This window comes from Paenibacillus vietnamensis (assembly GCF_020169515.1).
Classification (GTDB): domain Bacteria; phylum Bacillota; class Bacilli; order Paenibacillales; family Paenibacillaceae; genus Pristimantibacillus; species Pristimantibacillus vietnamensis.
Map to the genome: position 1 here is coordinate 221,066 of NZ_JAHMHW010000003.1, position 25,884 is coordinate 246,949.

Below are 25,884 nucleotides of genomic sequence, written 5' to 3' on the forward strand. Positions count from 1 at the left end.
CATCAAATTCCGACCTTCTGCAGCAGCTTGGTCACGAGCCGGTTCGTAAACACCATCAGGAAAAACAGGACGACCGCCATCGCGGAAGCATAACCCATCTCGTACCGGATGCTGCCGTAATCCATAATGTGCGTCACCATCGTCTCGCCCGCGTACTCCGTGCTCGGGAATCCGGCAAGCTGGATCGATACGTCGGCAACGCTGAACGAAATGACGATTTGCATGACTGCTCCGAAGATGAGCTGAGGAATCATCGAAGGCAGCGTAATGTACCAAAGCTCCTGGAAGCGGTTTTTGATGCCGTCCATGACGCCCGCCTCGTACAAGCTGCGGTCGACCGTTTGCAGGCCGGCCACGAAGGCCAGGAAGCTGATGCCGAGACTGAGCCATAGCTGAACGAGGATCAGGATGACCAGAATATATTCCTTATCGAGCAGCCAGGCGACCGGATCGCTTATGAAGCCCAATCCCATCAGCATGCCGTTCAAATAACCGTAAGCGTCGGGGCTGAAGATCAGCCTCCACATCGGAAAGATCGACACCCCGATAATGGTGGGGATGTAAAATACCGTCGTCGCGATCGAACGAAGCGTTCGGTTCAGGTCGTTGATCATCCAGGCGACCAGAAAGCTGAGAATATAGCTGACCGGGCCGGTGACAAAGGCGAAAAACAGCGTATTTTTCACCGCAATAATAAAGATGTCGTCGTCCAGAAACAGCCGGATATAGTTGTACCAGCCGATAAAGCGGGGCGGCTCGATCATGTTGTAGTAAGTAAAACCAAGCACGATCGACAGCACGACCGGAAAAATGGTGAAGAGCAGGAAGAAAATCATATACGGCGTCATGAGCACATAGCTTTCCTTATGCCTGCCGATCGTCTGGATTAGCGATTTGTTCATGGCTCCACCCCGAATTCATACCTTTTTCGTTTAATCTCGTCATTAATATCTTTGTTCCAATAGAAAAGGCTCTCTCTTGCGTTGCCCATTTGAAACACAACCTCGCGGAACGCGTTATCGATATTTCTTGAGGTGTAATAGCCGCCCGGTAGCTCCGGTATTTCATAAACCTGCTCCCACTGCGCAGACAGGCTTGCCTGCTCGGCGCGGCTCCAATTCGAGGCTTCGAAGGACACCAGGTTGGCGGGCACTCTTCTGCCCAGAATCCCCATTTCATTTTCCAATTCATTGGTGAACTGGCTCTGAATGTCGGCACGGTTAAACCATTTCATAAAAGTCCAGGCGTCTTCGACGTTCACGGCGTCCTTCAAAATAATGCCGGCCGTCCCCGTAGCGCCCGTCGAACGGTTAACCTGTCCGTCCCCCTGCTTGATGCCCGGAATCGGAATCATATCCCAAGTGCCGGTAATTTCCGGGGCTGCCGCCGCCAGACGCGTGTACAGCTTGTAGGTCGATACGACAATCGGCATTTCGCCGGTACGGAACCGGTTAAAATCGTCCTTGTACAGCGGATAATCGTAAAGGTTATAAAAGTCCGTCCACTGCTTGAAAGCGTTGTAAGCCTGCGGCTCGTCGAAACGGGTCGCGTCTTGCGCTTCATTATAAATGCCGCTTTCGTGCTGCATGAGCAGCGTCGGGAACAGGTTCAGCGAACCGATGCCTTTGGTCAGCAGTTGAAACGCGTCAAGGTTCTCGTACGGAAGTCCGATCTGCATATTGTTGTTTTGCAGCACCGGAGCGATCCTCAGCAGCTCCTCCCACGTTTGCGGAGGCGTTAAGCCAAGCTCCTGCAAAATATCTTTCCGGTAGAACAGCATGAAAAACTCCTGATCGTCCGGTATGGCGTAAGTTTTGCCCTGATACTGGTAAGGAACGAAGGCGGAATCCATGTAATCTTGTTTAACCTCTGTGAATCCGTCCTGCCCGTCCAGCGGGACCAGCGCACCGCGAATCGCCAAATTCATCGCGTCGCCGCGGCTTGTGAACAAGTTGACATCCGGTCCTTCGCCCGCCATAACGGCGGTTACGAGCGAGGTGCCGACCAGATTGAGATTGACGCTGATTCCCGTCTCCGGAATAAAGGATTCGTCGATCAAACGCTTCAGCACAAACGCCTGGTCGCGGCCGAGTCCCGTCCACACTTGAATGGAACGGTCCGCCTCCGAGCTTCCTTCCATCGAATCGTAGTTTTGCAGGAAAGAACCGGCGAACGCTCTGATTTCATGCAAGCCTTGGGCGAAGATGCCCGCTTCCCCGCGGGGCTTCTTCTGCTCCGGCGATGCAAGGTAAATATAGTCGAGTTCGAGCGGCTGCTTCTTCACGCCGAGCATCCAGTCCGCAAGCGCGGTAATGTTCGTTTTGTAATTTTCGAGGCGCTTCGGAATTTGGTCCGGCCTGTCGATAAAGCCCTCCAGCTGCAGCGCTAATAGATTTAGCGTGCGGGATCCGGCATTAGCCTGTCCCGACATCTCGTCGAGCTGCTGCGCCTGGCCTCTCATGCCGTCCGCGATCGACCGGAACTGCTCTAGCAGCCCGGGGATGCTTTTTTCGATTTCGTAATCGCGGTAGACGTCCGGATTAACGCCGGTGATCATCACGATTTTTCGGTAAATCTGATTCAGGTCGTACACCATCTGCTGTACGTTTTGCACCGCCTGAGCCATTTCGCCGAGCGTCACCTCAAGCTTCAGCTCATGCTCGCCCTTCTCCAAATAAAACAGGTACGGCTCTCCGGTTTCTTCTCCAAGCTCCGTTACGGACCATTTCTGCTCATACGGGAAACGGACCGCATTCAGCTCCGCGAACGGCACCTTTCCGTCAAGCCATATTTTCCTCGAGACGAAAGAGCCTTTCACTTCGTTCTGGTGATATCTGGCCCCGATTTTGTACCAGCCTGCCTCGGGTACTTCGAGCTTGTAGCTGATCCACTGGCCGGGAAGTTCCCAGTTGCTGCCCCCTACCGTATTAATGCGTAGCTTCGTCGGGCTGTAAGGCGTCGTTAGCGGCGAGCTGCGGTCCGTCGTCGGGAACAGGCCGGAGGCCGACTTGGCAAATGCGTGCTCCGCCTGTACGGTAATGAATGTCTTCTGGCTGTCCGCCGTCCTTTTCCCGTCATTGGCCGCTTTATAGTCGGCGTAAGCCGCCGGCTTTTCGGATTTGATCAGCTGAACGTAATCGACAGCCGCCGTTCCCCTCACATTTTCAAGCCGGATACGGTGCTCGCCCTTCGCAAGCTTCAGCTTCAGCGGTCCGTCCGCAAGCTCGCCTGCTTCTGCAACCGTTGTATGCAGCCAAACCTCGGCTTCAAGCTGCTTGGGCCGAAGCTCGTTGCCGCCGCTTGTCCGCAAGGGGCCCGGCTCGTCGTAGAACAAACGGTTTAGTTCCAACGGAGCATAAGGGTCGGTTATTGCTTTATCGTCGACATAGAGCATAAACTCGATCGGCTGCCCGTTCCCTTCGAGCGGGAAGTAACCCGCGGCCAGCTCGTAATCGCCGGACTCAGCCGCGTTCACCGTCCACTCCAGCGCTTCCCCTTCCATCCATTCGGCGACCTGCTGCCGTCCCTTCCATTCCGGAAGGACCGCGGCCAGCTCCGCTTCGCCGGCCATGCTCCCTGCCTGAAGAATCAGGCCGGAGGCCGGACGCTTCGCGTCTTCGAGCTTATATACGGCCGCTGGAGGCGCTTTCTCTTCGGAGTAGGACCATACGGCCGCTCCGCCCAGCACTCCGACAAGCAGCGTGAACATTACTGTGTAAAAGATCCCATTTTTAATCACGGCCAACCCCCGAATTCGTTTTTTCCGTGCATCCTCCCCGCTGCTGCGGGATGAAAGCCCTTTGAATTGCTGCTGCAAGATCAATATAACAAAATCCGTTCCGCACTAATTTCACTATGCTCTGAACCGAAGTTTTAAAGTTTTTGGTTTAAGGGGGCGGGTGCAAAAAAAAACCGCCCCTGTCGGGACGGTCGGGATGGTCTTCGGTTTTTATCAGGACTGTGAAAAGTTCTCAATCAGGTCAGGAAAGCGTAAAAGGATAAAGCTTACCGTCCAGGCAAAAGGATGATTTCCCTGTTTCTTCCGACACGACAAGGATTAACGAATCTGTATGCTCGGACATCCCGACGGCTGCACGATGGCGGGTACCCATCTTTTCAGTGCCGTAAAATTTTTCGGTAAGGGGGAGAATATTAGCTGCGGACACGATAATATCTTGATGGATCAATACTGCGCCATCGTGTAAGGGGCTGCCGGTAACGAAGATGGATTCCAACAGTGAACTCGTAATTTCCGCCGAAAGAGGAATGCCCGGGGTGATCCACTTGTCTATAGGGTCTTCTCGTTGAATGACAATGAGAGCGCCTTGCCGTTTTAAACTCAAATGGTTTATGGCTTTAGAGATCTCGTAATATTTATTCGTATAAGGAGCCAAAAAGCAACTCAGATAATAAGTGGACGCCAAAGTCACCGCAGATACAATAAACTCATTGTTATTTTTGACCACAAATGTATGATTTATTGATCACATTCGATAGGATTGTTTAGCGAAGAAGTTTATTCAATCAAAAACGCCGTAAAACCCCGGCTGAAGGGGTTTTACGGCGCTTCTTATTCATTACCGCGATTTAGTTGTTACCGCTTCTGCTCCAGAGCCGCCAAACCAAGCGCAAGAGAGCCGCACAAGCCGGCATTGTCGCCAAGACCCGGGGTTACGATGTATTCGTCGATCCCGGTCAGCAGCGGAGCGGCGCTGACATAGCCGTTCAGGTTTTTGCTTACCTCGGCGCGGATCAAAGGCAGCAGCTGTTTCTGATGCATGACGCCTCCGCCAAGAATAACTCGCTTCGGCGAAAGCATGAGTACCGTAGACGTCACCGCCTGGCCGACGTAATACGCCTCGATCGCCCAGGCCGGATGGTCCTCTCCGAGCTCGCTGCCCTTCACACCCCACCGCTTCTCAATCGCGGGACCCGCAGCCATTCCCTCCAGGCAGTCGCCATGGTAAGGGCAGCAGCCCGCAAAGGAATCCTCCGGATGACGTCTCGGCAGGATATGCCCGCCTTCCGGATGCACCAGGCCGTGAACAAGCTTGCCTTCGGCATAAACCCCGACTCCGATTCCCGTGCCGATCGTAAAATAAACGCAGCTGTCCAGCCCCTTGGCGGCTCCCCATACCGCTTCGCCATAGGCGGCGGCGTTGACGTCCGTATCCCAGCCGAACGGCACGTCGAATTCTCGTTTAAGCGTATTCAAGAACGGGAAGCCGGACCAGCCTGGCTTCGGCGTCGTTGTGACGCTTCCGTATGTTGCGCTTGAACGGTCAATGTCGATGGGGCCGAACGTACCGATGCCGATCGCTTCGACCGCCTTGTCTTTGAAGTAGGAGATGACCTGTTCCATGACCCGCTCCGGATGCTCCGTCGGAAAGCTGACGCGGTCCTCGATCGCGCCGTGCTCATTGCCGATGCCGCAGACAAACTTTGTGCCGCCCGCTTCTATTGCTCCAATTCTCATGATCTTTTTCTCCTCTGCCTCAATATCGCGCAAACGTTTACGTAAAACGAATACGCAATCGTTTATTCCGATTATAGGAGCTAGCTGTCACACCCGTCAAGCTTAACTTCTCCATCGCTATCTGTTGTTATCTCGTGACGGCTTCCGGCGAAACGAAGCACCGTAATCCGGTACGCCCGTTCGCCAGTGCCATCCGGACTGTCGCGTTCCTCCGGCTCGCCAAGAATGCACAATGCCTTGCGGCAGCTGCCTTCAGCGATCAGCCAATCCAACAGGAGACGGGCATGCCGGAACGCCATGCAGCCGGAACCGTCCAGCGCGATCGGAAGCGCGTCCTGCAGCCGCAGCCTGCTTTTGATTTTCGCGCAGGAATGAACTGTCGGATCCGATTGGACGTGAAAGCCGCACATCAGCACATCGAGGCCTGAAAGCCACCGCCTATTCCGCTCCAGAAGCTCAATAACCGCCTCGTCGGCGTGCTGACGGCCGCAGGAGGCAACGACTCCCGAATAAAGCACCGATACCGCAGCAGCCCCTGCTTCCGTTATCATCAGTATCGCCCCCTCTGTCTGCCGTATTCACCCGTATTGGTGCAGAGAGCACCCATAATAGCCGCCGAAGCCGACGGATACGGCCAAATAGAGGTCGCCCTTCCGCAGTCTGCCGCTTACGGCCGCCTTCTCTATGTTCATCACAATATCCGTGTTATGCAGATGCCCTTCCCCTGCCAGCGTATCAGCATAAAACAGCTCAAGCGGGCAGCCCAATATCTTCGCCAAAATGCTCCACGTGCCCAGCCCCAGATTCGTGCAAAAGATCATTGCGATATCGTTCATCGATGCGCCCGCTTGCCGCAGAACCTGTCGGACCAGCTGCCTCACGGACAAATAGAAGGTGGAAAAATAAAGCCGGACCCGCTCCGGACATAAATCGTAAGCGATTCCGTCCGCCTTCATCCCGGATGCCAGCACCCGGTGTCTCACAGCCGGGCTATTCCGAAACGATGCCGCACTGGCCGCATCGCCGAACAGCATGTACGTATCGCTGCGCTCCCGGGCGCTTCTCGCCTTATCTGCCGTGACGAACAGGACCGCGTCGTCCTCCCCGGCCGCTCCCGCAAAATAAGCGTACGCCAAGCGAAGCGAAAGATGGAACATAGCGCAGCCATATTCGGCAAGCCTGACCACCGGCACGTCTTCAAGCGAAAATTCGCGAAGCAGCCTGGCGAACAAGCTTCCGGCCGCTGCATCCGTCGTCACGCTCGCAAACAAGATCGCTTTCACCTGCGCTCCTCTCTCTGCTGCCCGCCGCAGGACCGGAGCGCTTGCCTCGTATATCATTTCCTCCAGGCTGCAGACGTTCTCCTCCGGTACTTCGCGGAAGCCTCCGCTCCCGTACTCCTCCTCAGAGATGCGCATGGCGGCGCCTTGTTCGCCGAGCCTGTGCATGACAAGGCCGACCGGAGTCCGGTTAACGGGAAGATAGACGCAGCTGTCGGTTATTCCGAATAGGGTGTTCACCGGCTTCATACCCTCTTCATCAAATGCAAAATTTTATATTTCCGTTTCCCCGCCCTCATGTCGTCGTACAACGGAGTGCCGGGTACGCCCATCGTATCCCGGATCGCATCCGCGGACTCTAAATTCCCGTTAATCGCGGCCAGCCGGTTGTCCCGTGCCAGGTCGCTCGCAAGCAGCGCCTGCTCGGAGATGTCGCGCGAGACAATCATCTCAAAGCCGAGGCCCCGCATATAACGTTCGCCGGCATTAAACTTCTCCGAGTCCATATCGTCCGCGTAAACGAACATGCCTCCAGGCTTCAGGACGCGGAACACCTCCTCATAAAAACGTTCGATCCGCGGATACAGGTCCGAGGACTCGATGTTCAGCACAATATCGAAGCAGGCATCAGGTACGGGCAGCTCCTCGGCATCTCCGATGCAGAAATAGGCATGCTCATACCGGTTGCCGGCATGGCAGAAGGCAATATTCGCCTCCGTCAGGTCGAGTCCCGCCGCGAGGCGGGGCCGATAGCTCTTGCAGAGAGCCCGGATATTGCCGCCTCTGCCGCAGGCGATCTCGAGCACGTCCTTGCCGCTCGCCTCGATTCCGGTCATTATTTCCCGAAACAGCCTCAGCGACTGCTCGTTCACACCTCTTCCCAGCCTGCCGTCCTCTTCGTCTCCGACATCGGCATATCCCCAATTCATAAAGGTCGAGAAGCGCGAGACGCCTTTATCGGCCAGAGCTTGGCCGAAGGCCGTAAACATCCGCTTCACCTCTTCCTTCCTCTCCCGATACTCCCCGCTCTCTTGCCCGGTTTCATTCGGAAGAAGGCTGGGAATGCCGCCTTCGACCACACGGTACCGCTGCCCGCATGCCCGGCATGCGAGCGCAGCTTCTTCTCTTGCCAGCGAATGCTTGCACATCGGGCAAGCCCATGGAACGTCTGCCTGCGGCCACGTTCGATTCATTGCAGCCCTCCCCTTTCTTCCCCTCCGCCACCGTTCGGCTTCACCAAATGGACAATTTTGAACAGGCGTTTACCCGTTTTCATCGCCTCATGCTTTTGCGTGCCTGGCGCCTCCAGCCACTCCATCGTCCCTTCCCCGCTTCCGAAGGAGCCTCCGAGTGCATACAAACGGCTGTTCAGAGCCCGATCTGCCGACAAAAGCACATTGTCCGTAATGTCGCGGCAAAGCGCGGTGCGGAAACCGAGCCTGCCCCAAAGCTCCTCGTAACGCAAAGCGTCCGGGGCATCCATAATGTCCGCATACCATAACATCCCTCCGGGCTTCAACACCCTGTACGCTTCGGCAAAAAAACGGCCGATATTCGGATACAGGTGTGAGGATTCCACATTCAGCACAAAATCGCAGCACCCGCTCCGGACCGGAAGGCGTTCCGCGTCTCCGATGCAGTAATAAGCCTGCCGGTAGCGGTTGCTCCTATGGCAAAACCCGATATTGGACGGCGTCAGATCGATGCCGACCACGCTGCCCGCGCGGTAGCTTTTGCACAGCTCCCTCACGTTGCCTCCCCGGCCGCAGCCGATCTCCAGCACGTCCTTCCCGACCACGTCCGCCGAACCGATAATTTCGCGCAGCAAGCGGACGAAGCTTTGGTTGACGCCCGGCAAGCCGGAATCGGCGCCGTCCTCCCGGGAAGCATATCCCCAGTTAATAAATGTAGAAAAGCGCGAGATTCCTTTCTCCTCAAGCGTGCGGTTAATCGCATCGTACACGCCCTGCACCGCAGCCTTCTGGACCGCGTCCGCAGACAAGTCTCGCTCTTCTGCCGACCCTTGCAGCCCTTCCGTCAGCATGTTCGGCAGTCCGTCCGCCATCGGATACCGCAGGCCGCAGGCCCGGCATGCCAACTCAACATCCGCGTATTCCAGGGCGGTCTTGCAATTCGTGCATGCAAGCTGAATCCCGGATAACGGCCATAAAACATCCATTCCTCGAAGCTCCTTTCGCTAGCCGCTGGCACTGCTGTAATTTTTTATCGCTTGCTTCCACATCTGGCGGACCGCAGCCAACAGAAGGACAGGCGCGAGCACACCCCAAACCATCAGCCCGCCATCCAGCCGTCCCATCACCGTCATCGGAGCGAAATTCGTAATGACCAGAAAGGGCAGCACATACACGCCGATTCGTTGAATAAGCCGCGAGTAGATCGGCATCGGCATGTTGTTCGCATCCCAAATCGCGTAGAAGATGCCTGCCAGCCCTCCCGTATTGACGAACCAGAACGACAGAATCGACGGAATGATCATCAAGCCGTACGTAATCAGCAGAGCCGAAAGCAAATAAAACACAAAAATGGCGATATGATAAAAAGTGACGGGGATGCCGAGCGCATGCCAGCCGATGGCCACCATCGTAATGCCCGCCGCCAAATTCGGGATCGGCATGCCCAAGTCGATGTACCGGAGCGAAACGATAAACTGCAGCGATACCGGCTTCACCATGAGCAGATCGAGCTCCCCCGTTCTGACATAGTCGGAAATGCGGACAAAATTCGTGAAAAACAAGCCCGCGTACAAGCCCGTCATCATCGTATAAGTGCCTACGAACATCAAAATGCCGTCCGGCGTAATGTCGCCGATATGCAAATCCGTTTCATACACGACGACGACGTACAGCAGCTTGGAGAACAAATAGGCGATTTCAACCGCAATGCCCAAAATAAAATTCGTGCGGTATTCCATTTGCGCGATAAAGCAGTTTTTGATAAACCGCAAATAAATTTGCAGATAGCTTTTCATTGTGCCGTGCCACGCTTTCAACGCTTAGCCCCCCAAGCCCAAATACTTTTTCAAGCCGATCCGCCATACCGCTTTCGAGACGAGCAGCATCGCCGCAATCCAGAACGCCTGCATCAGCATCCCTTCCAGCACTTCATTTATCGCGAGCTTGCCGTTCAAGACGTTGGCCGGAAAATAAATCGTATACTTGAACGGCAGGCAGCTTAAAACCGCATTCGCCGTTTTGCCGAACACCTCGACCGGAAACACGCCGCCGCTTAGTATGATGACAAACAACCCCGTCATCTCGAAAAAATAAGATATTTCAGCCAGCCAAAAGGCGATAGCCGCGATCGTGTACGAAATGAGGAAATTCAGCACGAGCGACAGCGCGAGCACCCCCGCAAAGCAAGCCAAATTCGCCGCCGGAATGCGGATCTCGTACAGAGCGGAACAGTAGAACAGAACGGCGAATAATATGACAAGCATCACGCTGAAAAAGAACATTTTTTGCCCCAGCAGGGAAAAAAGCTTCAGCCCGAAATAGTCGGCCGGCTGCACCAGATGCTTGTTCAGCGAGCCGTTCTTAATGTCGGAGGCGATGACGTGATCCATATTGGTGGCAACGATTTTGGTCACGACGGCCGCCATGATCGTATATAAAATCATCTCTTCGTACGTATAGCCGAAAAACTCGCCGTTATCCGATTGCCCGTAGACGGCCGTCCAGATGTAATATTGGATCATGATTGGAAAAAAAGCGCTGACCAGTGAAAAAATAAAGTCCGTCCGGTACTCCAGCGAAGCCTGAACGCCCAACTTGAATACGCGCGTATATTTCATATAGAAGCTCATACAGGAATCTTCCTGTCGTAAAGCGAGACGATCACTTCCTCGATCGGCTTCTCTTCAATCGTGATGTCCTCAACCGGGAACAGCTCCAGAAGCTCCCTGGATATCGCATTGATTTGCCCCTTGGCGATTTCAAGCGTCGCCTGATAGCCGTCCGACTGCCTGACGGTTCCGAATGCTCCGAGACCGTCCGGATCGACGTAATCGGCGAATTTCAGCTTCACGATTTTGGAGCCGGCCGACGCGCCGTTTACCTGATTCAAGCTGCCGTCGTACACAAGCCGGCCGTCGTTAATAATAAGCGCTCTTTGACATAAATCCTGAATGTCCTTCATGTAGTGGCTCGTCAAAATAATCGTCGTGCGGTGATGCTCGTTATAGTAAGCCAGAAATTCACGGACGCGCTTCTGTGTCACGACATCCAGCCCGATCGTCGGCTCGTCCAGAAACAGCAGCTCCGGCTTATGAATAAGCGCGGCGATCAGCTCCATTTTCATCCGCTCGCCCAAGGACAGTCGCCTGACCTGCACGTTCAGCACATGCGAAACGTCAAGCAGCTCGACCAGCTCATCCAGCGTACGGCGGTAAGCCTGCTCCTCCACCTGATATATATACCGGTTCAGCAGGATCGATTCGGCCGCAGGCAAATCCGCCCACAGCTGGCTCTTCTGGCCCATGACGATCGCAAAACGTTTCTTGAACTCCTTCTTCCTCTCGTAAGGCTTATATCCGAGCACGGACAAATGGCCGCCGGTCGGATGCAGAATGCCGGAGAGCATTTTCAGGGTCGTCGTCTTGCCCGCCCCGTTCGGCCCGAGAAACGCGACCATTTCCCCTTGGCCGATCGAGAACGAGATGTCCCTGACCGCATGCTTCGTCAACGTTTTACGATATACGAGGTTCTTGAGCGAGTTCAGCACCCCCACTTCCTTCGTATAATAAGTGAAATCCTTCGTCAAACCTTCCACTCTGATCGCTTCCAAGCGCCTCATCGCCTCCCTTTGATGGAATTCCGGCATTATCTGCCGTAATGATAGAGCAGGCCGCAGCGCGAGCAGACCGGCATTAAGCCGCAGGACAGCAGCTCGCGGTGCTTGCCGTAATTTTCACCGTGCCAGACCTCTTTGACCGGCGTCTCACTAATATTGCCGACGGCGAGCTCGGGGAAAAACTTGCAAGGAGTCACGCTGCCGCCCGGAAGCACGTCCATTCTCGTCGAAATCGCCAGGCATTCCTTCCGGTTCATTCCCGTCCTCTGGATGCCCAGGACGAAATCCGAAATTTCGTCCTGCTCCAGCGCAGGCATGAACCGGACCCGGCTGCTCCATGTATGCTCCGAGACGCGCCTGACCTCCTCCTTCAGCAGTTCGATATTCTCCGGCGAAATCCGATAAGTGAACGAGTGCCAGCTGCAGCGCCCTTGCGGGAGCGGATCCAGCCAGCTGAATTCCTTCATATACAGCTCGTCCATTTCCGAAGCCGAATCGGGTGAAATATACCACGGATATACAAAGTAGACGGAATCTATACCCAGCTCCTCGAAAAACTTCATGAAGTCAAACAGCTTCGTAGTCATCCCGTCGTTCATCGTGAGGCTGACCGATACCTTCCCTTTGAAAATGCCCTGCCGCTGCAGCTCCAGCAGCCGCTCGACGGCCTGAACGACCTTCCTGTAGGTTCCCTTGCCCCGAATCGCATCGTTCTCCGCTTCGAAGCCCTCCAGGCTGACCAGGATAACGAGCCCTTCGCCGATCTTCAGCAGCGAATCCAGATTCTTCTCCAGCAGAACGGCGTTCGTGCAGATCGTAACTGTACGTTGATCCTTTTCCAGCAAATCCGCAAGCTGCGGAAATTGGCTGTAATAGAGCGGCTCTCCTCCCCAAAGATACAGCTTCGATTTTTTCTCACGGGTGAACGCCAGCAGCTTCTCGATCAGCTCGATCTCGATTTCCTTCTTCTGCTCCTCCTTCGCCATCGCATGGTGGAAGCCGTCCTCGTTCCATTCGTAGCAGTGCTTGCAGCGCAGGTTGCAGCCGTTGTTCAGCTTGATCCCGATATCCTCCGGAACCTCCATCGCGTAACGCTTGTCCGCAGCCCGCTGCCGGCTGGCGCGGGACATGTTCATGATCGTGCGTTTCAGGTCGTGAAACACGCGCTCGTCGAACGTTTTAGTCGTCTTTGGCTGCATCGCCAATCCCTCCGTATTCGATCAAATAATGGTTTGCCCGTACCAGATTTTCGTGCAAGTCCTCGAGCATATCGACCGCAAAGCCCCCGTCCTTCCAATCCTCGTACCGGATGCCGAAGCCCTGTTTGATCCAGTAATCCGCGTTGCTCGCTTCATGCTTGCCGAACGGCTCGAGGAAGACGAGCGGAGTTGCGGCGGCGAGCGATTCCATCAGGGAATAGCCTCCCGGCTTGCTGATAATCGCGGCCGAACGGCGGATGACATCGAATAGGGGCGGGTATTTCTCTTGATTCCCGTAGCTTGGTGCATGTCCGTCCGCCAGCCGGGCAAGCGGCGGGAACTGCATGCGGCCCTCCTCATTCTTCACCCACGGGCTCCAGTCGGGATCGTTTCTGAAATATTGAATCTGCTCGTGCGGAATAATGTCTTCGTCGTAATAGGCGAGCATATCCAGACGTTTGCCTGCCTCCAGCAGCTCGCGGGCGGCCGTCCGGTACGTGCCGATCCCCCAGCCTCCGCCGTGAATCAAATACCGCTCCTCCCGCTCGCCCAACGGGATCGGCGCCTCTTCGGTAATCGCGATGCGCCGGGACATCCCGCCGCCCGAAGGGTCATAGAACCAGACATGTCCGAACCCGCCGCCTCTGTCCCCGTATACCGAATAAGAAGGAGTAAGCGAAGCGTCCAGATGTAAAAAATCAACCGACAGCCGCGTTTCTCCGGCTTCGCGCTCATACTGCTCGAGCACGGGCAGCCAAAAGCCCGTCGCGGAAATGAACCGGGTCCGCTTCTCCCGCTTCCACGTATCCAGCAGCAGCCTGACCTTGGACGGATCCAGGCAATCCGAAATGTCGCGGGCCAACTGGGCTCCTTTCCTGGCCACAGCAAAGCTGTCATGGAACGCTTTTTTGTACACGGCCACCTTTTGTTTAATGGGATCGAAATACAAATCCTCCAGCACGTTTACCTCCGAAGGGATGCCTCTACGGCCGAGCCGGCGGCTCAGCTGTACGACGGGCACATAGACGCCGAGCGAATTGCCGGAGCCGAGCAGGGTGACCGTTTCTGCTGCCCCGTTAGTCATACCATCTCCCCCCTTTACGCTCGAAGCTCATCTTCATCCGCTCCAGGTAAGCGTCCGCTTCCGCGTCGTCATCGGCGACGACCGACATGTACAGCCTGCCTTTGCATAGGCCGCCGCCGGGCTCCGGGAATGCCGGTTCATAGGAATGTGCGTTCACGAGAAGAGTCGCAGAGGACAGCGGAACGATCCCGTTCCCCTTGCGGTTTGGGTACAGCAAATGCTCCCGCTTCAGCTCGCTCAGCCATGCCTCGTAATCAAACGGGAGGCGGAAGCCGAGAGAGCGGAAGGTCAAAAAGCCCTTTTTCCCGCTGTCCGCAAGCACCCTGTCCAATCCGTGATTGATAAAACCCATCGAATGCCGGGCATTGACCTCCACGATCGGCACGACCGTCCCGTCCCGCAGCGACATCGAATCGATGCATACCGGACCGAAATAGCCGTCGCGGTACAAGCCGTCCGCCGCCTGCATCATCACGTCGAAGTACCCCGTCCGCTTCAAGGACTCCAGCTCCTCTTCCGTCGCCGATACCGAGCCCAAATAAGCAAACTGTCTATTCACCATCTTCTGTATACTGACGAACCGGAACCGGCCGTACGCATCGATTTCGAATTGGCAGGAAAAATCTCTTTCCACAGGCAAATAGGGCTCAAGGACAAAGGCGGTGCTGCAGCCCGCTTCTTCCTGCCTCCATATATAAGCGGCCGCACGGTTCAAAGCTTGTATCGATTGAATGAGCATATTGCCTTTGCCCGATACGCCGTAAGGATCCTTAATCAGCAGCGCTCCGTATTGCTGCAGCAGCTCGCCGCCCGCAGCCTTCAGCTCCTGTGAGGAATAGACAGGCTTCCCGCGGGTTTGTCCGAACATCGTAAGGTTCAAGCGGGTCGAATAGATTTTGGAATTGACAAGCTTAACCGCTTCGAGGGAAGGAAGCTCAGGTCCCCATCCGTATTTGGCGGCGGCCTCAAGGGTCCCCGGAACAACCGAGAAAGGGATCAGCCGGCTGTACACCGCAAGCTCCTTCCCGCGAACGTTATCGCTTGCGAGAGCCTCGAACACATGGCCCCCGGTCTCCTCCGCTTTCAAGCTGTAATGCATGAACGGGAAGCCGATGCGCGCCAAATAAGCTTTATGTGCCTCCTCCATCGGGAATCGGGTAACCAGTGCATCGCCTTCGGAGCATAACGGAAACAGAAGCTCGTCCATGGCCGCAACGATCCTCTCCCTCTCCCGGTCATGGAGGGCGGGTAGACGCGACATCCGGACGTCTCTCCAATGAGCTTCCGAATCGAATGTTCCGGCTGCAAGCGCGTTAACCAACCTTTTTCTCCATGCCGTTTAGAAAGGCCATGAACTTGTCTACGGAAAGCAAGCAGCTGTAGTCCAAATCCTCGTAGACGATTTCCACGTTGAAGCGGTCCTCTACCTCAAGGATAAAATTGATCATTTGCAGCGAATCCAGCCCGACCTCGTTAATCAAGTCGCTAGCCGGCGTAAGGGTTTCCCGGTAAGCTTCGTTTTCCTTTACGCTTACAATAATGTCTTTAATAATTTCAAACATAATGATTATTCCTCCTAGGAAAATATTATTTTTCATATTAAAGTCAATATAGTATATTATTAGAAATTAAAATTCATAGAGGTGTTCGAATGAATCATCATTATTTGTTTATTTCCGCGCATTTAGATGATGCTGTGATAAGCTGCGGCGACTATATTTACGGGCTTGTTCAACATGGGAGCAAGGTTACGATCGCAACGGTATTCACGGGCATGGGCTCGGAATTATCTATGCTGGCCAGAATCATCCACAAAAAATTCGGGCTCGGAGCGGATACGATGGGCGTACGTCGATTGGAGGATATTCGTGCTGCGGAAGCGCTCGGCGCAAGCGTCCTGCATTTGGGATTGCTGGAATGCATCTATCGGAAAAACAAGGATGGCAGCCCCGTATACGGCAAGCTGCACAATCTCTTCGATACGGATTGGAGGAATGAAGCCGGGGTGCTGGAAGAGATCGTTAAGGTCATGACGGAACAGATTGGCTTTAATCGCTATGATGCCGTCTTCGTGCCGCTTGGCATCGGCAGGCATGTCGATCACCGCCTGGTGCGGGAGGCTGCCGAGCAGGCCCGGCTCAGATCGGGATTCCATGCGCAAATCGACTTTATGTACTATGAAGATTTGCCCTACTTGTGCTACAAACGGGACATAAGCTGGCAATCCGAGCTTGCCGGCGGTCTGCATGCCAGAAATGTCTTGCTGACAAGAAACGGCCTGAAGGCGAAGATCCATGCCGTTCTGCACTACCGCTCCCAGATCGGCCTGCTGTGGCCGTCAAAATATGGCATGCTGAAGATGCTGGCGGGACATGCCAGGTCCAAAAGAGAGAACGAATCCGGTTCCTATTGGATGACCTTATACGCCTCAGGCGCCGGGGATCCCGTCCCTCATTTCGGGAGCGTTAAGTAATCGGATCGGACGTCTCCCTTACAATGCTCTCGTTATGTGGGCTGTTCATTCGACTCCCTCGCGATTGTCTCGGCCAGAGTCGCTGCCGTTATCCCGTCATCGTCGATATGGCCGAGCAGCTCGTCCGGCAGCGTAATTCCGAAGCGCCCTTCGAGCTCGACGATCAGCTCGACGACCTGGACGGACTCCAGCTTCAGCCATACTTCGCGGAGCGGAGTATCCGGCTTGACGGACGCTCCGTCTGCAGCCTTACTCTCTATCATGCGGATTACCTCCCCGATAACGTTTAAGTCTCCCATGAATGCGTCACCTCCTTTTTTTCATAGACTCGGAATCTAGCCTACCACTAATTTGGATAATAAAATTTCAATTAGCTCTCTTTCGTTGTTTATGATATTTCTTATGTTTGCCATCATTTTGTCAATGATGGCGGTCTGATTCGAGAGCGTATATTTAATCAGCAGGTTCCGGCAGAGAAGAGCGTCGTTCTCCAAACGCTGGTACCGCTCCGCCAGCCCCGAGTCCCCCTCCAAATAACCTTGACGCTCCAAATACAGGATGCGGCGCACCATCAATGCCTTATGGTCGCAAATGACGTGAAAGGGCCTGTAATCGGGCTCGTGCCCGCCGGCCTTAATGCGGACCAGATCCTCGATCAGCTTCTCATAAACGGCAAGGCCGGATACATAAGGACGGGTCCGATACGACATTTCGCGCATTTTCTCGAAGCAGTTGCGGCCGGTCAGGAAGCCCTCCAGCTGTTCGATCACATTCCCGAGGTTGAAATCATAGCCGGCGGAGGCGTTAAAGCTGAGCAGCGACAAGCCTCCCCTGCCCAAATACAGCCAGTCATCCCACGGCTGAATCGCCCGGTAAGCCTTTTCCAGCTGATCGAACGAAACCTCCGCGAACGAATATTTTCCCGTAAACGTAAAATCGGCCGCATGGAATACCTTACGCTCCAGATCATAGCCGTAAATAAAGAGATCGTGAGGCAGCCAGTCATGCCCCTCCAGAAAATGAGCCTGGTTGAACACTCCGTACACGTAGCTGCCTTGATGAATGGCGTCCGTAATAAACGAGCATATATCCGGATTGAAGTACTGGACCGTGTCCCTCTTCAGATGCTGATGGAACAGCCACGGGCAAAACTCGAACGTCGGCGTGCGGTAAAAATCCACATAGGAGCTGCCTTGATTCAAGGTGAGCTGAAGCTGGATAAAGTGGCTCATGATCCACGGCTCCGTCTCCGGGTAACATTCGAGCACGGCGAACGCATTGGCCTGCCACTGCCACGACGTCACGGTCGGATATTGCATTGGCAGTATTTTTTTGCTGAGCTTAACCTCAAGAATACGCATCGCTTCCCTTCGCTTTGGTTTCGTCCAAGTCCGTCAGTTTTGTTCACTGACGTTTTGTAAACGCTTGCTAAATGCTGAAGACCAGCACCTCCTTATATCATATTTTGGACATTACAGGTTACCGTACGTTTTAATTATTATGCAAACGATTAAGCAAACGTTTACGTGGAATAGTTTAACATATGCCCCGGTGGCCAGCAAGACAATATAGGACGGCAAAGCTCTCATCCTTCAAAGATCTAAAAACCCGTCTCAACAGATGATTGCATCCTATATCCTCCTGGTCATTCAACTGGATTACGTGCTGTTGTTCTCCAATATTGGATATCATCTTGTAAAATAACTGGAATTACTGCAGATAAACTGGCGGTTCTCCCCTCAACCGGCCTGATCCTGCGAAATAGATACAACAATTCCAGTTATTTCTCGTAAAAGCTGCATGCTGCAGGAAATAACAGCATTAATTTCATCTATGCTCAGCACAGCCGCCACTATAACTCTCTCGGCTGTACTCTTACGGCTGTTTTCCCGCCGAGCTCGACATCGCTCACCGCGCATCAAACCTGCGACTGCCGGCGCTCGCGGTACTCCTTCGGGCTCATGCCGTAAAATTTTTTGAACGAGGTGCTGAAGTAGCTCGAGCTCGAAATGCCGACCAGCATCGCGATATCGGTCAGCTTTAGCCCGCTTTCCGCCAGCAGCTCCCCCGCCTTCTTCATGCGCAGGCTCGTAATATATTCGCTAAAGGTGACGCCGGCATGCTGCTTAAACAGGCCTGACAAGTAAGTCTCGTTCAGGTGGAACATCGAAGCCAGGGAGGCCAGCGTCAGCTCGTAAGCGTAATTCTCGTCGACGTATTTGCGTACGGCCGTCACGATCGGCTGGCCGCTTGCGCTCCGCGTCTTGAGCGCCTCCTTCATGACGAGCCGGGCCAGCTCGTCCAGCTGCCCGATAATTTGTTCGCGCGAATGGAAGTCGCCGATCGTCATTTGGCAGTCCCAAAGCCGCTTTTGCAGCGAGGTATCGCCGGACTCGTATTTTTTTGCGACGGAATACAGCAGCAGCAGGATGCGGGAGGCGATAAACGTGAACGAAAACATCGGGTAATCGACTCCGCCCGGCACGATCCGCTCCATTAAAGCGGCATAACCTTTGGCATCCCCATTCTCGAGAGAAACGGCGAGCTGCCTTTCGACATCCGGGGAGAACGCCGCCATCAAATCCTGTACGGATACCTCGGCCGGCGCATTCGGTCCGTGTGCCGTGCTCCGGCTCCACGCGAGCATGCTGGAGGAATATCCGTTCTTATATTGCCGGATTCCCCTGACCGCCTCGCCTGCCCCGATGACGCAATCCAGGTTCAGGAAATGCCTGATATTGTGCCGCACCTTCCGGGAGAATGCGTCGGCTTCAACCGTGCTGCTTCCCGGTACATCCCCGCCGAGCAGAAAATGCATCATCGCCGGATGGCTCGCATCGTAAAACGGGTGGATGCTGCCGGTGCCCTCCGCCGTTTCCCGGCATACCATCCGAAACGCCATTTGAAGCAGATCGAGATGCTCGCGCTCTTTGCCCAAACGCCCCGCCGGTACCCGCATTTCCACGGTAAGGAACCGTACCGGCCTCTCTTCGTCCAGCAGATCAGCAAGCTGCAGCTGCTCAAGCCTTTCCTTCATGATCAGCAGGCTGTGATGATCCTCTTTGACCAGACGGAGCAGCATTTGCTCCTGTGCCTCCTGCAGCTGCCGCTCCCGCTGGAGCCGTTCGGCCATTTGCCGCTGCTCGCCGCTTTGCTCCGCCGCAATTTCGCCGGACAGCCTCTCGAGCAGCGCGTTCAGCTCTCTGCGGCCGACCGGCTTAAGCAAATAATCTTTGACGCCTGCCTGAATGGCTGCCTGCATATAAGCATAATCCGAATATCCCGACAGGACGACGAGCTTCAAGCCGGGAAACTCCCGCTTGCATTCGTTGATCAACTCGATGCCGTCCATCTGCGGCATACGGATGTCAGTGAGCAGAACGTCGGGAAGCGGCTGCCCGCGCAGCAGCGACAGCGCTTCCTCGCCGTTCCCCGCTTCCGCCGTCACGCGAAAACCGGCGGCCTGCCAATCGATTTTTGCCTTAATGCTGTTTCTTACGCCCGCTTCGTCATCGACAATCATGATGCTGTACATTTCTCTCACCCTTTCGATGCCGGAATGCTTAACGAGATTTTTGTACCCTTGCCGCGTTCCGATTCGATGCCGACCTTCAGCTGCTCGCCGTAATAGAGCCGGCAGCGCGACAGCACGTTGCGGAGGCCGATGCTGTCCCCGCCGCTGTTCAGGATGTCGACGGAATCGCTGTTATGAAGCTCGGACAGCAGATGTCCGATGAGCTCTTCGTCCATGCCGATTCCGTTGTCGGCTACGGAAATATGCAGCCGCTCCCCGTCCGTATGAACCTTGAGCGACAGCTTCGCAACGCCGCTCTCCTCAAAGCTGTACTTGACCGCATTCTCGACGATCGGCTGCAAGATGAACTTGGCGATCGTCAGCCTGCCCGAAGCGGCATCCTCTTCGATCTCGACCTGCAGCCTGTCCTCGTAGCGCAGCTGAAGAATAAACAAATAATCGCGGATATAATTCATTTCCTCTTTCACCTTGACCAAATCGCTGTTCAAATTAAGCGAATACCGCATCATTTGGCCGAGCGCCTCCGTCGCGTCCATGAGCTCCTCTTTGCGGTTCATCGCTGCAAGCCCGCCTATAATCTCTAAAGTATTATTGAAAAAATGCGGGTTGATTTGCAGGAGCAGCGCTTTGTATTCCGCGTTTTTGCGGCGCAAATTCGTTTCGAACTCCGTTTCGATCAAACGCCTCAGCCTCATGGTCATCGTCTCGAACACTCTGGTTACGTATCCGACCTCGCTGTGACCGGCGCGCACGGCCGGCATCATGGCAAGCGCCTGCGCAAATTCGCCGCGCTCGACATGCTTCATCGCGCGGGCCATCGACGACAGCGGCCTCGTAATGCCATAGGACAGCCAATAGGCGGCCCCGATGATCAGCAGCAGCAGCACCAGGCTGATGAGCAGCATCGTGCGGCGGATCTGATCGATTTTGACAAACAGCTCCTTCTCCGGCACTTCCCCGATCACATACCAGTCCTGCGCCTCGAAATACCGGTAGAACAGCAAGTAGGTTTCGCTGCCGCTTTCGATCGGGAATACGCCGCTTGTGCCCGCCCGGCCGGAAGCCTTGATCCGCTCCAGTCCTTCCTGCAAAATCGGGGAGCCGTCATCCGGAATCTGCTGCTTCAAAATGCTCGTCCCGTCGGACGCGAGCAGAAACGCCCGGCCGGTTTTGCCAAACCGGATTTTCTCGATCGCATCGCGCAGGACGGAAGTCGGATAGTTGATTTTGACGAAGCCTGCTTTCGTAAACGACTGCAGTTGAACAAGGGGCAGCATATAGCTGTTCACCAGTCTGGCCTTCATGATCGCATCCGCCTGATCCGGATCCGAATGCGCCTTCGTAAAGCGGATATCCTCGTCGGTAAACCGCTTGTACCATTCCTGCTTCAAATACGAGCGGTCCTGCGTCCATAAGCCTCCTCCGTAATCGGAAAAAACGCCGATCGAGATGCCGCTCGAATTGTTGATCGAATAGGAAGATACGTATTCCACCAGCTTTTGCTTAGCCAGCAGCCGCTCCTCCATCGTGCTCTCCGGGCTCATTTGCGAAGTAATCCATTCCTGCGTAACCCGGTTGCTCATCACCTGATTGCCGATTTCCTCCACCTGAGTCATGAACGTATTCACGTGCGAGCCGAACTGCTCGATCGTCTGCGAAGTGGAAGTCTCGATCGATTGCCGGATCAGCTTGGCCGACTCTTCACTGATGCCGAAGACGAGAGCGATGAACGGAACGACGAGCAGCAGGGAGAAAGCCGCCATCAGCCGGCTCCGCAACGAAAAAAACATAAGGCAGCTCCTCTCTCTCGCAAAAACGATTATTGGCTTATCGCCTTCGAATCCGCATACGCCTTGTCTATTTTGCCGATCGCATCCTCCAGCGCGTCATCGAGATTGCGCTTCTCCAGCGTCACATCCTCGAACAATTCCTTGATGACCTCCGACACCTGCGGGAAAATCGGCGTAATCGGGCGCGGCCGGCCGTACTTCTGGTTTTGGACGACAAAAATATTTTTCGGATATTCGTTCAGCTCCGAAAATTCCTTCGCCACCGAATATCTGGCGGGAATGTCGCGCGTAATGCTGCTGTACAGCTTCAAGCCCTCGTAGCCGGTCACGTAATGAATGAACTGCCACGCTTCCACCGGATGCTGCGTTTTGGCCGATATGCCAAGCCCCCAGCTGCCGTTCGCAACGGCCTGCCGGACGCCCTTCGGGAGCGGCGCAACGTCGTAATCCTCGCCCAGCTTGAAATCCGGGAAATTTTCCGCCAGATGCGCCAGTGTCCAAGTACCGTCGATCGTAATGCCCAATTTTCGGTTAGGAAACGCGTCGACCGGATACTCGAAGGAAGCCACTTTATATTTCGTAAACAGCTCCTTGTAAAAGATCAGCGCGCTCCTGGTTTCGGGAGAGTCCAGGTATCCCCTGGCCGAGGTGCCCTCCGGGTTCATCACGTCCCCGCCGAACTGCCAAATGATCGGATACTTGAAGTATGCGGTCGCGCCCGCATTCTGGAAGCCTTGCGCCGGATCGATGCCGTAGACGCCTTTCTCCGGATCGTTGATTTTGACCGCCGCATCCAGCACCTGTTCCCAGGTCCATGCTTTGTCCGGATCGCTCGGGGGCAGCGGAAGGCCGGCGGCCTCAAACATTTTTTTATTATAAAACATGGCGATCGACGATTCGGTCATCGGCGCCAAATAAATGTCGTTTTGATACGTATAACCCTCGATCGTCGTCTTCGGAATATCGTCAAGATCGCCGTTTTTCTGGAAATTATCCGTCAATGGCAGCAGCGCATCCGCCGCAGCATAGGAGGCAAGGTTCGGCGCGTCGATCGTCATCATATCGGGAGGATCGCCGGCCGCAACCGACGTGCGCAGCTTCGTGTCGTAATCGCTGTAAGGGAACGGCGTCATCTGAATTTTGATATGCGGATGCTTGTCCATAAAAGAGGAGATCAATCGGTCGTAGGCGGCATTCTCCGCATTGTTGCCGGAATTCCGCCAAAAAGTAAGCGTAACCGTTTCTTCGGCTTCAAAGTCTTCATCCGGTACCTGATCGTCAGCACCGCCGCCGCCCTTCATGCAGCCTGTAAGAAGCAGCAAAGCCGCCATGATGATGAAACGTTTGGACTGTTTTTTTCTCACGCCCGTCTCTCCTTTCAGTTTATAAGTGTGGCGAGCCCGCCGCTCAGATCATTTGATTCTATCGCCCATCGTTCAGCAACGAGCTCCCTCTGCCAATTACCTTCCACACGGCTTACGAACTCAGTAACTCTTATATGCTCAAAACATACGGTTTTGAAAGTGTAAGGAACTCCTTAATCGCTATTTCCAGTTTTGGAACGTACTTCGACCTCATTCAAGCGCAATAAGGCCGATCGAGTTCGTTAAAGTGACAATAGGTCCATTTTCTCGCTAATAAGCAGGGTAGGATTCGTTAGAAATAACCTATCATGAATCAACTTTTCATCCATTCAGAATAACAGAAACCGGCAAGCCGCACTTTCTATTTTTTCTGGTCTTCTTTTTTAAAATTCTCTGGTTTATAAAAATATAACAAAAAAACCGGCGCCGCAACTGCGGGCCGGTAAATGGACGCCGGTTATTCCGGCTGCACTCCCTCTTCCGTCTGTTTTTCCTTGATGCACAGCACAAGCAAATACTGCAGCACGGCCATGCCGAACAGCACGACAGGCAGCCAAACCGACTGCATGTCCTTAGCCAGCGCAATGAGAAGCGTGATCGAAACGACCCTGCCGATATTGAGGAAAAGCTCCCGCATCACGACGGACTCGACGCGCAGCTGCCCTTTCAGCGGCAGCGTGCCGATCAGGCGGTAATAATAGGAGGTCAGCGTGTTAACGGCCAGCGGATTGCAGATTGAGAACAAAATCATGTAGATCGCCACCGACCAGAACTCCACCTGGATAAGCAGCAGCGCCGAGCCCAGTGCGACGCCCGTCGTCGAAAACAGCACATATTTTTGGACATGCTCCTTCTGCGCCTTCCTGGAAATGACATACCCCATCGCTACGGTCAGTGAAGAGAAGAACACCCCCAAATAACCGACCCAGTCCTCGCGCCCGACCGTCTGAAACAGCAAAATGCTGGGCAAAAACAGCATGATGCCCTGGAACAGCCCCAGTATAAAAAAGCTGTACAGCGCCTTCAGCCAGCGTTTGTTCTTGTGCATCACCAGCCCCATAAACTTTAAGTAATAAGCTTTGTGATGCGACTGTACCATCGGAATGCGGAAGCTGACGAGCGCCGCGATCAGAAACATGACGAAGGCCAGCGTAAAAATGAATATATACCCCTGCAGCCCTTCGCTGCGCTGGATGACGAAGCCCGCCAGCGCCGGGCCGGCCAGACCGGCCGAATTGAATACGACCAGATTGATCGCCAAAAACCGGATCCGGTTCGCTTCCGTCGAGACGTCGTATTGAATGACCAGATAGCCGGTCCAATACAGTCCGGCCGCTATACCGTTAAAGATAGCGAACGCTATATAATAAACGGCAACCTGCTCCTGTGCGATAACAACCATCAAATAAAATAATGCGATCATAAAAATGCCGAGCCGGTACGTGACCATCCGGTCCTTCCGCTTCGCGATCCAGCCCCCGAGCGCAAATGCGGGCGGCGTAAGCACAAACACAATAATGTTGTAAATCCCGTTGACGACCAGATCCTCCGTCAGCCGCCACAAATACAAGTTGAGGAATAAGCCTGACATCGATGCGCCGAATTGAAAGCAGCAATGAATGATCAATGCGGTTACCGCATCCTTGCCCAGCCTTTGCTCCGCGGGCAGCGGCGGGCTTTTGAGATAAGCCAGCCTCTCCCTTAACCCGATCCCCGTTCGCATCCTCATCGTCCCCCATTGTCTGTCTACCGGCAATGCTGCCTTTTTGTTCATTTTATCACAGGCGGCGTCAATGTCCGTGCGGAAAGAAAGCGTTCTCTCCCCCAAAATAGCCGCTCTGCTCCGAAATGAAGACTGCCAGGAATCGTATCCTTTGATTTTATCCTTAGTTCGCCCGATTAGGCCTATATTCTGAGCTTGAAGGATTAGGTCGTCCGTGAATAGACAAGTCCCCGTTCTTCACAAACTACAATCACCGCTTATACGAAGGAGGGATTACCGTGGCAAAGCAGCAGGGTCATGCGACCAAAAACACGAAGACGAAGTCATCCGACAAAAAAGGCAACGCATCCGGCAACAACCACTAGCCTAAAGGCAGCCGTACTGGAAAACGCCAAAAAAGACCCGTTATCGCCCAAAAGGAGCGTTAACGGGTCTTTTTGCGTGGTAATAAAGGGTATTGGCGTTATTTATCGAATTATAGCAATCAGAACGTTCATCTAATTTATTTCGAAAAAAGTGGTGAATGCCCTTATGTCCAACCTCTGTTATACCGTAATCGACTTTGAAACGAGCGGCCTCGATCCCGTCAAGGACCGTGTCATCGAAATGGCTGCCATCCGCTGTGTGGACGGTCAAATCGCCAGCGAATTCAGCACGCTTGTGCGCTACGACGGCAAGCTTTCCCCGAAAATAACCGAACTGACTGGCATTACGGATGAGATGACCGCAACCGGCATGGACGAGGATACCGCGTTCCGCATCCTGAACCGGATGATGGGCGATCATATTCTGATCGCGCATAACGCCGCGTTCGATCTCAGCTTTCTTCATTACTCCCTTTTGCGAATCGCCGGCCGTTCGTTCCCGAACCGCTTTATCGATACGCTGACGATAAGCCGCGACCGGCACGTCTATCCGCACACGCTCAAGGATATGAGCGACCGCTACGGCATTCCGCTGACGCGCGGGCACCGGGCGCTGAACGACGTCATCGCCTGCTGGGAGCTGTTCCGCAAGATGGACGAAGAAGCGCCCGTCCGCGATTACATGAACACGCTCGGCTACCTCCGAAAGTTCGGCCCGCCTGCCTGGAGCCCGCCAGATGCGATTTTAACACCGATCGAGCTGAAATATGCTCGTTAACAAGCGTG

Annotated in this window: 23 protein-coding genes; 2 read left to right on the plus strand and 21 right to left on the minus strand. The window is 54.5% G+C overall.

The window, feature by feature from the left end; genetic code table 11:
- Positions 1-2: 2 nt before the first annotated feature.
- The 15 genes from KP806_RS09020 to KP806_RS09090 all read right to left on the minus strand — a co-directional run bounded on the left by KP806_RS09020 (position 3) and on the right by KP806_RS09090 (position 15,410).
- On the minus strand, positions 3-902 hold the full coding sequence (locus KP806_RS09020; RefSeq protein ID WP_224723252.1) for a carbohydrate ABC transporter permease: 900 nt from the start codon (positions 900-902) through the stop codon (positions 3-5).
- Positions 899-3,739: an extracellular solute-binding protein gene (locus tag KP806_RS27775; RefSeq protein WP_224723253.1), complete on the minus strand. Its 2,841-nt coding sequence runs from the start codon at positions 3,737-3,739 to the stop codon at positions 899-901. Before KP806_RS27775 ends, KP806_RS09020 begins: the two co-directional genes overlap by 4 nt.
- Positions 3,740-3,980: 241 nt before the next feature.
- Positions 3,981-4,466, minus strand: a complete 486-nt coding sequence (gene cdaS, locus KP806_RS09030; RefSeq protein WP_224723254.1) for a sporulation-specific diadenylate cyclase CdaS — start codon at positions 4,464-4,466, stop codon at positions 3,981-3,983.
- A gap of 128 nt (positions 4,467-4,594) precedes the next feature.
- The gene (locus tag KP806_RS09035; protein WP_224723255.1) at positions 4,595-5,476 is read right to left on the minus strand and encodes an ROK family protein; all 882 of its coding nucleotides are present in this window, start codon (positions 5,474-5,476) and stop codon (positions 4,595-4,597) included.
- An 80-nt stretch (positions 5,477-5,556) separates the two neighbouring features.
- Positions 5,557-6,027 (minus strand): hypothetical protein, encoded by a 471-nt coding sequence (locus KP806_RS09040; protein ID WP_224723256.1) that lies wholly within the window; start codon positions 6,025-6,027, stop codon positions 5,557-5,559.
- 27 nt (positions 6,028-6,054) lie between these two features.
- Positions 6,055-7,005 carry a 3-oxoacyl-[acyl-carrier-protein] synthase III C-terminal domain-containing protein gene (locus KP806_RS09045; protein WP_224723257.1) on the minus strand — a complete coding sequence of 317 codons (951 nt, stop codon included), beginning with the start codon at positions 7,003-7,005 and terminating at the stop codon, positions 6,055-6,057.
- Positions 7,002-7,949: a methyltransferase domain-containing protein gene (locus KP806_RS09050; RefSeq protein WP_224723258.1), complete on the minus strand. Its 948-nt coding sequence runs from the start codon at positions 7,947-7,949 to the stop codon at positions 7,002-7,004. Before KP806_RS09050 ends, KP806_RS09045 begins: the two co-directional genes overlap by 4 nt.
- A complete protein-coding gene (locus KP806_RS09055) occupies positions 7,946-8,935 on the minus strand; it encodes a methyltransferase domain-containing protein (RefSeq protein WP_224723259.1) in 990 nt (329 codons plus the stop codon). Before KP806_RS09055 ends, KP806_RS09050 begins: the two co-directional genes overlap by 4 nt.
- Positions 8,936-8,953: 18 nt before the next feature.
- Complete coding sequence (locus tag KP806_RS09060; RefSeq protein ID WP_224723260.1) at positions 8,954-9,766, minus strand: ABC transporter permease; 813 nt, start codon at positions 9,764-9,766, stop codon at positions 8,954-8,956.
- Positions 9,767-9,769: 3 nt separating this feature from the next.
- Positions 9,770-10,579, minus strand: a complete 810-nt coding sequence (locus KP806_RS09065) for an ABC transporter permease (protein WP_224723261.1) — start codon at positions 10,577-10,579, stop codon at positions 9,770-9,772.
- The gene (locus KP806_RS09070) at positions 10,576-11,559 is read right to left on the minus strand and encodes an ABC transporter ATP-binding protein (protein ID WP_224723262.1); all 984 of its coding nucleotides are present in this window, start codon (positions 11,557-11,559) and stop codon (positions 10,576-10,578) included. The genes KP806_RS09065 and KP806_RS09070 overlap by 4 nt, the downstream gene beginning before the upstream one ends.
- Positions 11,560-11,594: 35 nt before the next feature.
- On the minus strand, positions 11,595-12,764 hold the full coding sequence (locus tag KP806_RS09075) for a radical SAM protein (RefSeq protein WP_224723263.1): 1,170 nt from the start codon (positions 12,762-12,764) through the stop codon (positions 11,595-11,597).
- Positions 12,745-13,848, minus strand: coding sequence for a hypothetical protein (locus tag KP806_RS09080; protein WP_224723264.1), 1,104 nt, complete (start codon positions 13,846-13,848; stop codon positions 12,745-12,747). Before KP806_RS09080 ends, KP806_RS09075 begins: the two co-directional genes overlap by 20 nt.
- Entirely contained in the window at positions 13,841-15,169 is a 1,329-nt protein-coding gene (locus KP806_RS09085; RefSeq protein WP_224723265.1) for a hypothetical protein, read from the minus strand. Before KP806_RS09085 ends, KP806_RS09080 begins: the two co-directional genes overlap by 8 nt.
- Positions 15,162-15,410, minus strand: a complete 249-nt coding sequence (locus KP806_RS09090) for an acyl carrier protein (RefSeq protein ID WP_224723266.1) — start codon at positions 15,408-15,410, stop codon at positions 15,162-15,164. Before KP806_RS09090 ends, KP806_RS09085 begins: the two co-directional genes overlap by 8 nt.
- Before the next feature lie 89 nt (positions 15,411-15,499).
- On the opposite strand from KP806_RS09090, the gene KP806_RS09095 reads away from it, so the two are divergent.
- Positions 15,500-16,321: a PIG-L deacetylase family protein gene (locus KP806_RS09095; protein ID WP_224723267.1), complete on the plus strand. Its 822-nt coding sequence runs from the start codon at positions 15,500-15,502 to the stop codon at positions 16,319-16,321.
- A gap of 32 nt (positions 16,322-16,353) precedes the next feature.
- On the opposite strand, the gene KP806_RS09100 is transcribed toward KP806_RS09095, so the two are convergent.
- The 6 genes from KP806_RS09100 to KP806_RS09125 form a co-directional block, all read right to left on the minus strand.
- Positions 16,354-16,620, minus strand: coding sequence for an acyl carrier protein (locus KP806_RS09100; RefSeq protein WP_224723268.1), 267 nt, complete (start codon positions 16,618-16,620; stop codon positions 16,354-16,356).
- A gap of 36 nt (positions 16,621-16,656) precedes the next feature.
- Complete coding sequence (locus tag KP806_RS09105; RefSeq protein ID WP_224723269.1) at positions 16,657-17,682, minus strand: hypothetical protein; 1,026 nt, start codon at positions 17,680-17,682, stop codon at positions 16,657-16,659.
- A gap of 557 nt (positions 17,683-18,239) precedes the next feature.
- The gene (locus KP806_RS09110; RefSeq protein ID WP_224723270.1) at positions 18,240-19,856 is read right to left on the minus strand and encodes a response regulator; all 1,617 of its coding nucleotides are present in this window, start codon (positions 19,854-19,856) and stop codon (positions 18,240-18,242) included.
- A gap of 5 nt (positions 19,857-19,861) precedes the next feature.
- Positions 19,862-21,646, minus strand: coding sequence for a cache domain-containing sensor histidine kinase (locus tag KP806_RS09115; protein ID WP_224723271.1), 1,785 nt, complete (start codon positions 21,644-21,646; stop codon positions 19,862-19,864).
- A 29-nt stretch (positions 21,647-21,675) separates the two neighbouring features.
- Entirely contained in the window at positions 21,676-23,010 is a 1,335-nt protein-coding gene (locus KP806_RS09120) for an ABC transporter substrate-binding protein (RefSeq protein WP_224723272.1), read from the minus strand.
- 457 nt (positions 23,011-23,467) lie between these two features.
- Positions 23,468-24,733: an MFS transporter gene (locus tag KP806_RS09125; RefSeq protein ID WP_224723273.1), complete on the minus strand. Its 1,266-nt coding sequence runs from the start codon at positions 24,731-24,733 to the stop codon at positions 23,468-23,470.
- 531 nt (positions 24,734-25,264) lie between these two features.
- Here KP806_RS09125 and KP806_RS09130 point away from each other — a divergent pair.
- Positions 25,265-25,876, plus strand: a complete 612-nt coding sequence (locus KP806_RS09130) for a 3'-5' exonuclease (protein ID WP_224723274.1) — start codon at positions 25,265-25,267, stop codon at positions 25,874-25,876.
- Positions 25,877-25,884: the final 8 nt, after the last annotated feature.

Coding starts and splice junctions, on each gene's coding strand:
- KP806_RS09020 (WP_224723252.1), bottom strand. CDS start 902: ATGAACAAATCGCTAATCCAGACGATCGGCAGGCATAAGGAAAGCTAT.
- KP806_RS09035 (WP_224723255.1), bottom strand. CDS start 5,476: ATGAGAATTGGAGCAATAGAAGCGGGCGGCACAAAGTTTGTCTGCGGC.
- KP806_RS09040 (WP_224723256.1), bottom strand. CDS start 6,027: ATGATAACGGAAGCAGGGGCTGCTGCGGTATCGGTGCTTTATTCGGGA.
- KP806_RS09045 (WP_224723257.1), bottom strand. CDS start 7,005: ATGAAGCCGGTGAACACCCTATTCGGAATAACCGACAGCTGCGTCTAT.
- KP806_RS09050 (WP_224723258.1), bottom strand. CDS start 7,949: ATGAATCGAACGTGGCCGCAGGCAGACGTTCCATGGGCTTGCCCGATG.
- KP806_RS09055 (WP_224723259.1), bottom strand. CDS start 8,935: ATGGATGTTTTATGGCCGTTATCCGGGATTCAGCTTGCATGCACGAAT.
- KP806_RS09065 (WP_224723261.1), bottom strand. CDS start 10,579: ATGAGCTTCTATATGAAATATACGCGCGTATTCAAGTTGGGCGTTCAG.
- KP806_RS09075 (WP_224723263.1), bottom strand. CDS start 12,764: ATGCAGCCAAAGACGACTAAAACGTTCGACGAGCGCGTGTTTCACGAC.
- KP806_RS09080 (WP_224723264.1), bottom strand. CDS start 13,848: ATGACTAACGGGGCAGCAGAAACGGTCACCCTGCTCGGCTCCGGCAAT.
- KP806_RS09090 (WP_224723266.1), bottom strand. CDS start 15,410: ATGTTTGAAATTATTAAAGACATTATTGTAAGCGTAAAGGAAAACGAA.
- KP806_RS09095 (WP_224723267.1), top strand. CDS start 15,500: ATGAATCATCATTATTTGTTTATTTCCGCGCATTTAGATGATGCTGTG.
- KP806_RS09100 (WP_224723268.1), bottom strand. CDS start 16,620: ATGGGAGACTTAAACGTTATCGGGGAGGTAATCCGCATGATAGAGAGT.
- KP806_RS09105 (WP_224723269.1), bottom strand. CDS start 17,682: ATGCGTATTCTTGAGGTTAAGCTCAGCAAAAAAATACTGCCAATGCAA.
- KP806_RS09110 (WP_224723270.1), bottom strand. CDS start 19,856: ATGTACAGCATCATGATTGTCGATGACGAAGCGGGCGTAAGAAACAGC.
- KP806_RS09115 (WP_224723271.1), bottom strand. CDS start 21,646: ATGTTTTTTTCGTTGCGGAGCCGGCTGATGGCGGCTTTCTCCCTGCTG.
- KP806_RS09125 (WP_224723273.1), bottom strand. CDS start 24,733: ATGCGAACGGGGATCGGGTTAAGGGAGAGGCTGGCTTATCTCAAAAGC.
- KP806_RS09130 (WP_224723274.1), top strand. CDS start 25,265: ATGTCCAACCTCTGTTATACCGTAATCGACTTTGAAACGAGCGGCCTC.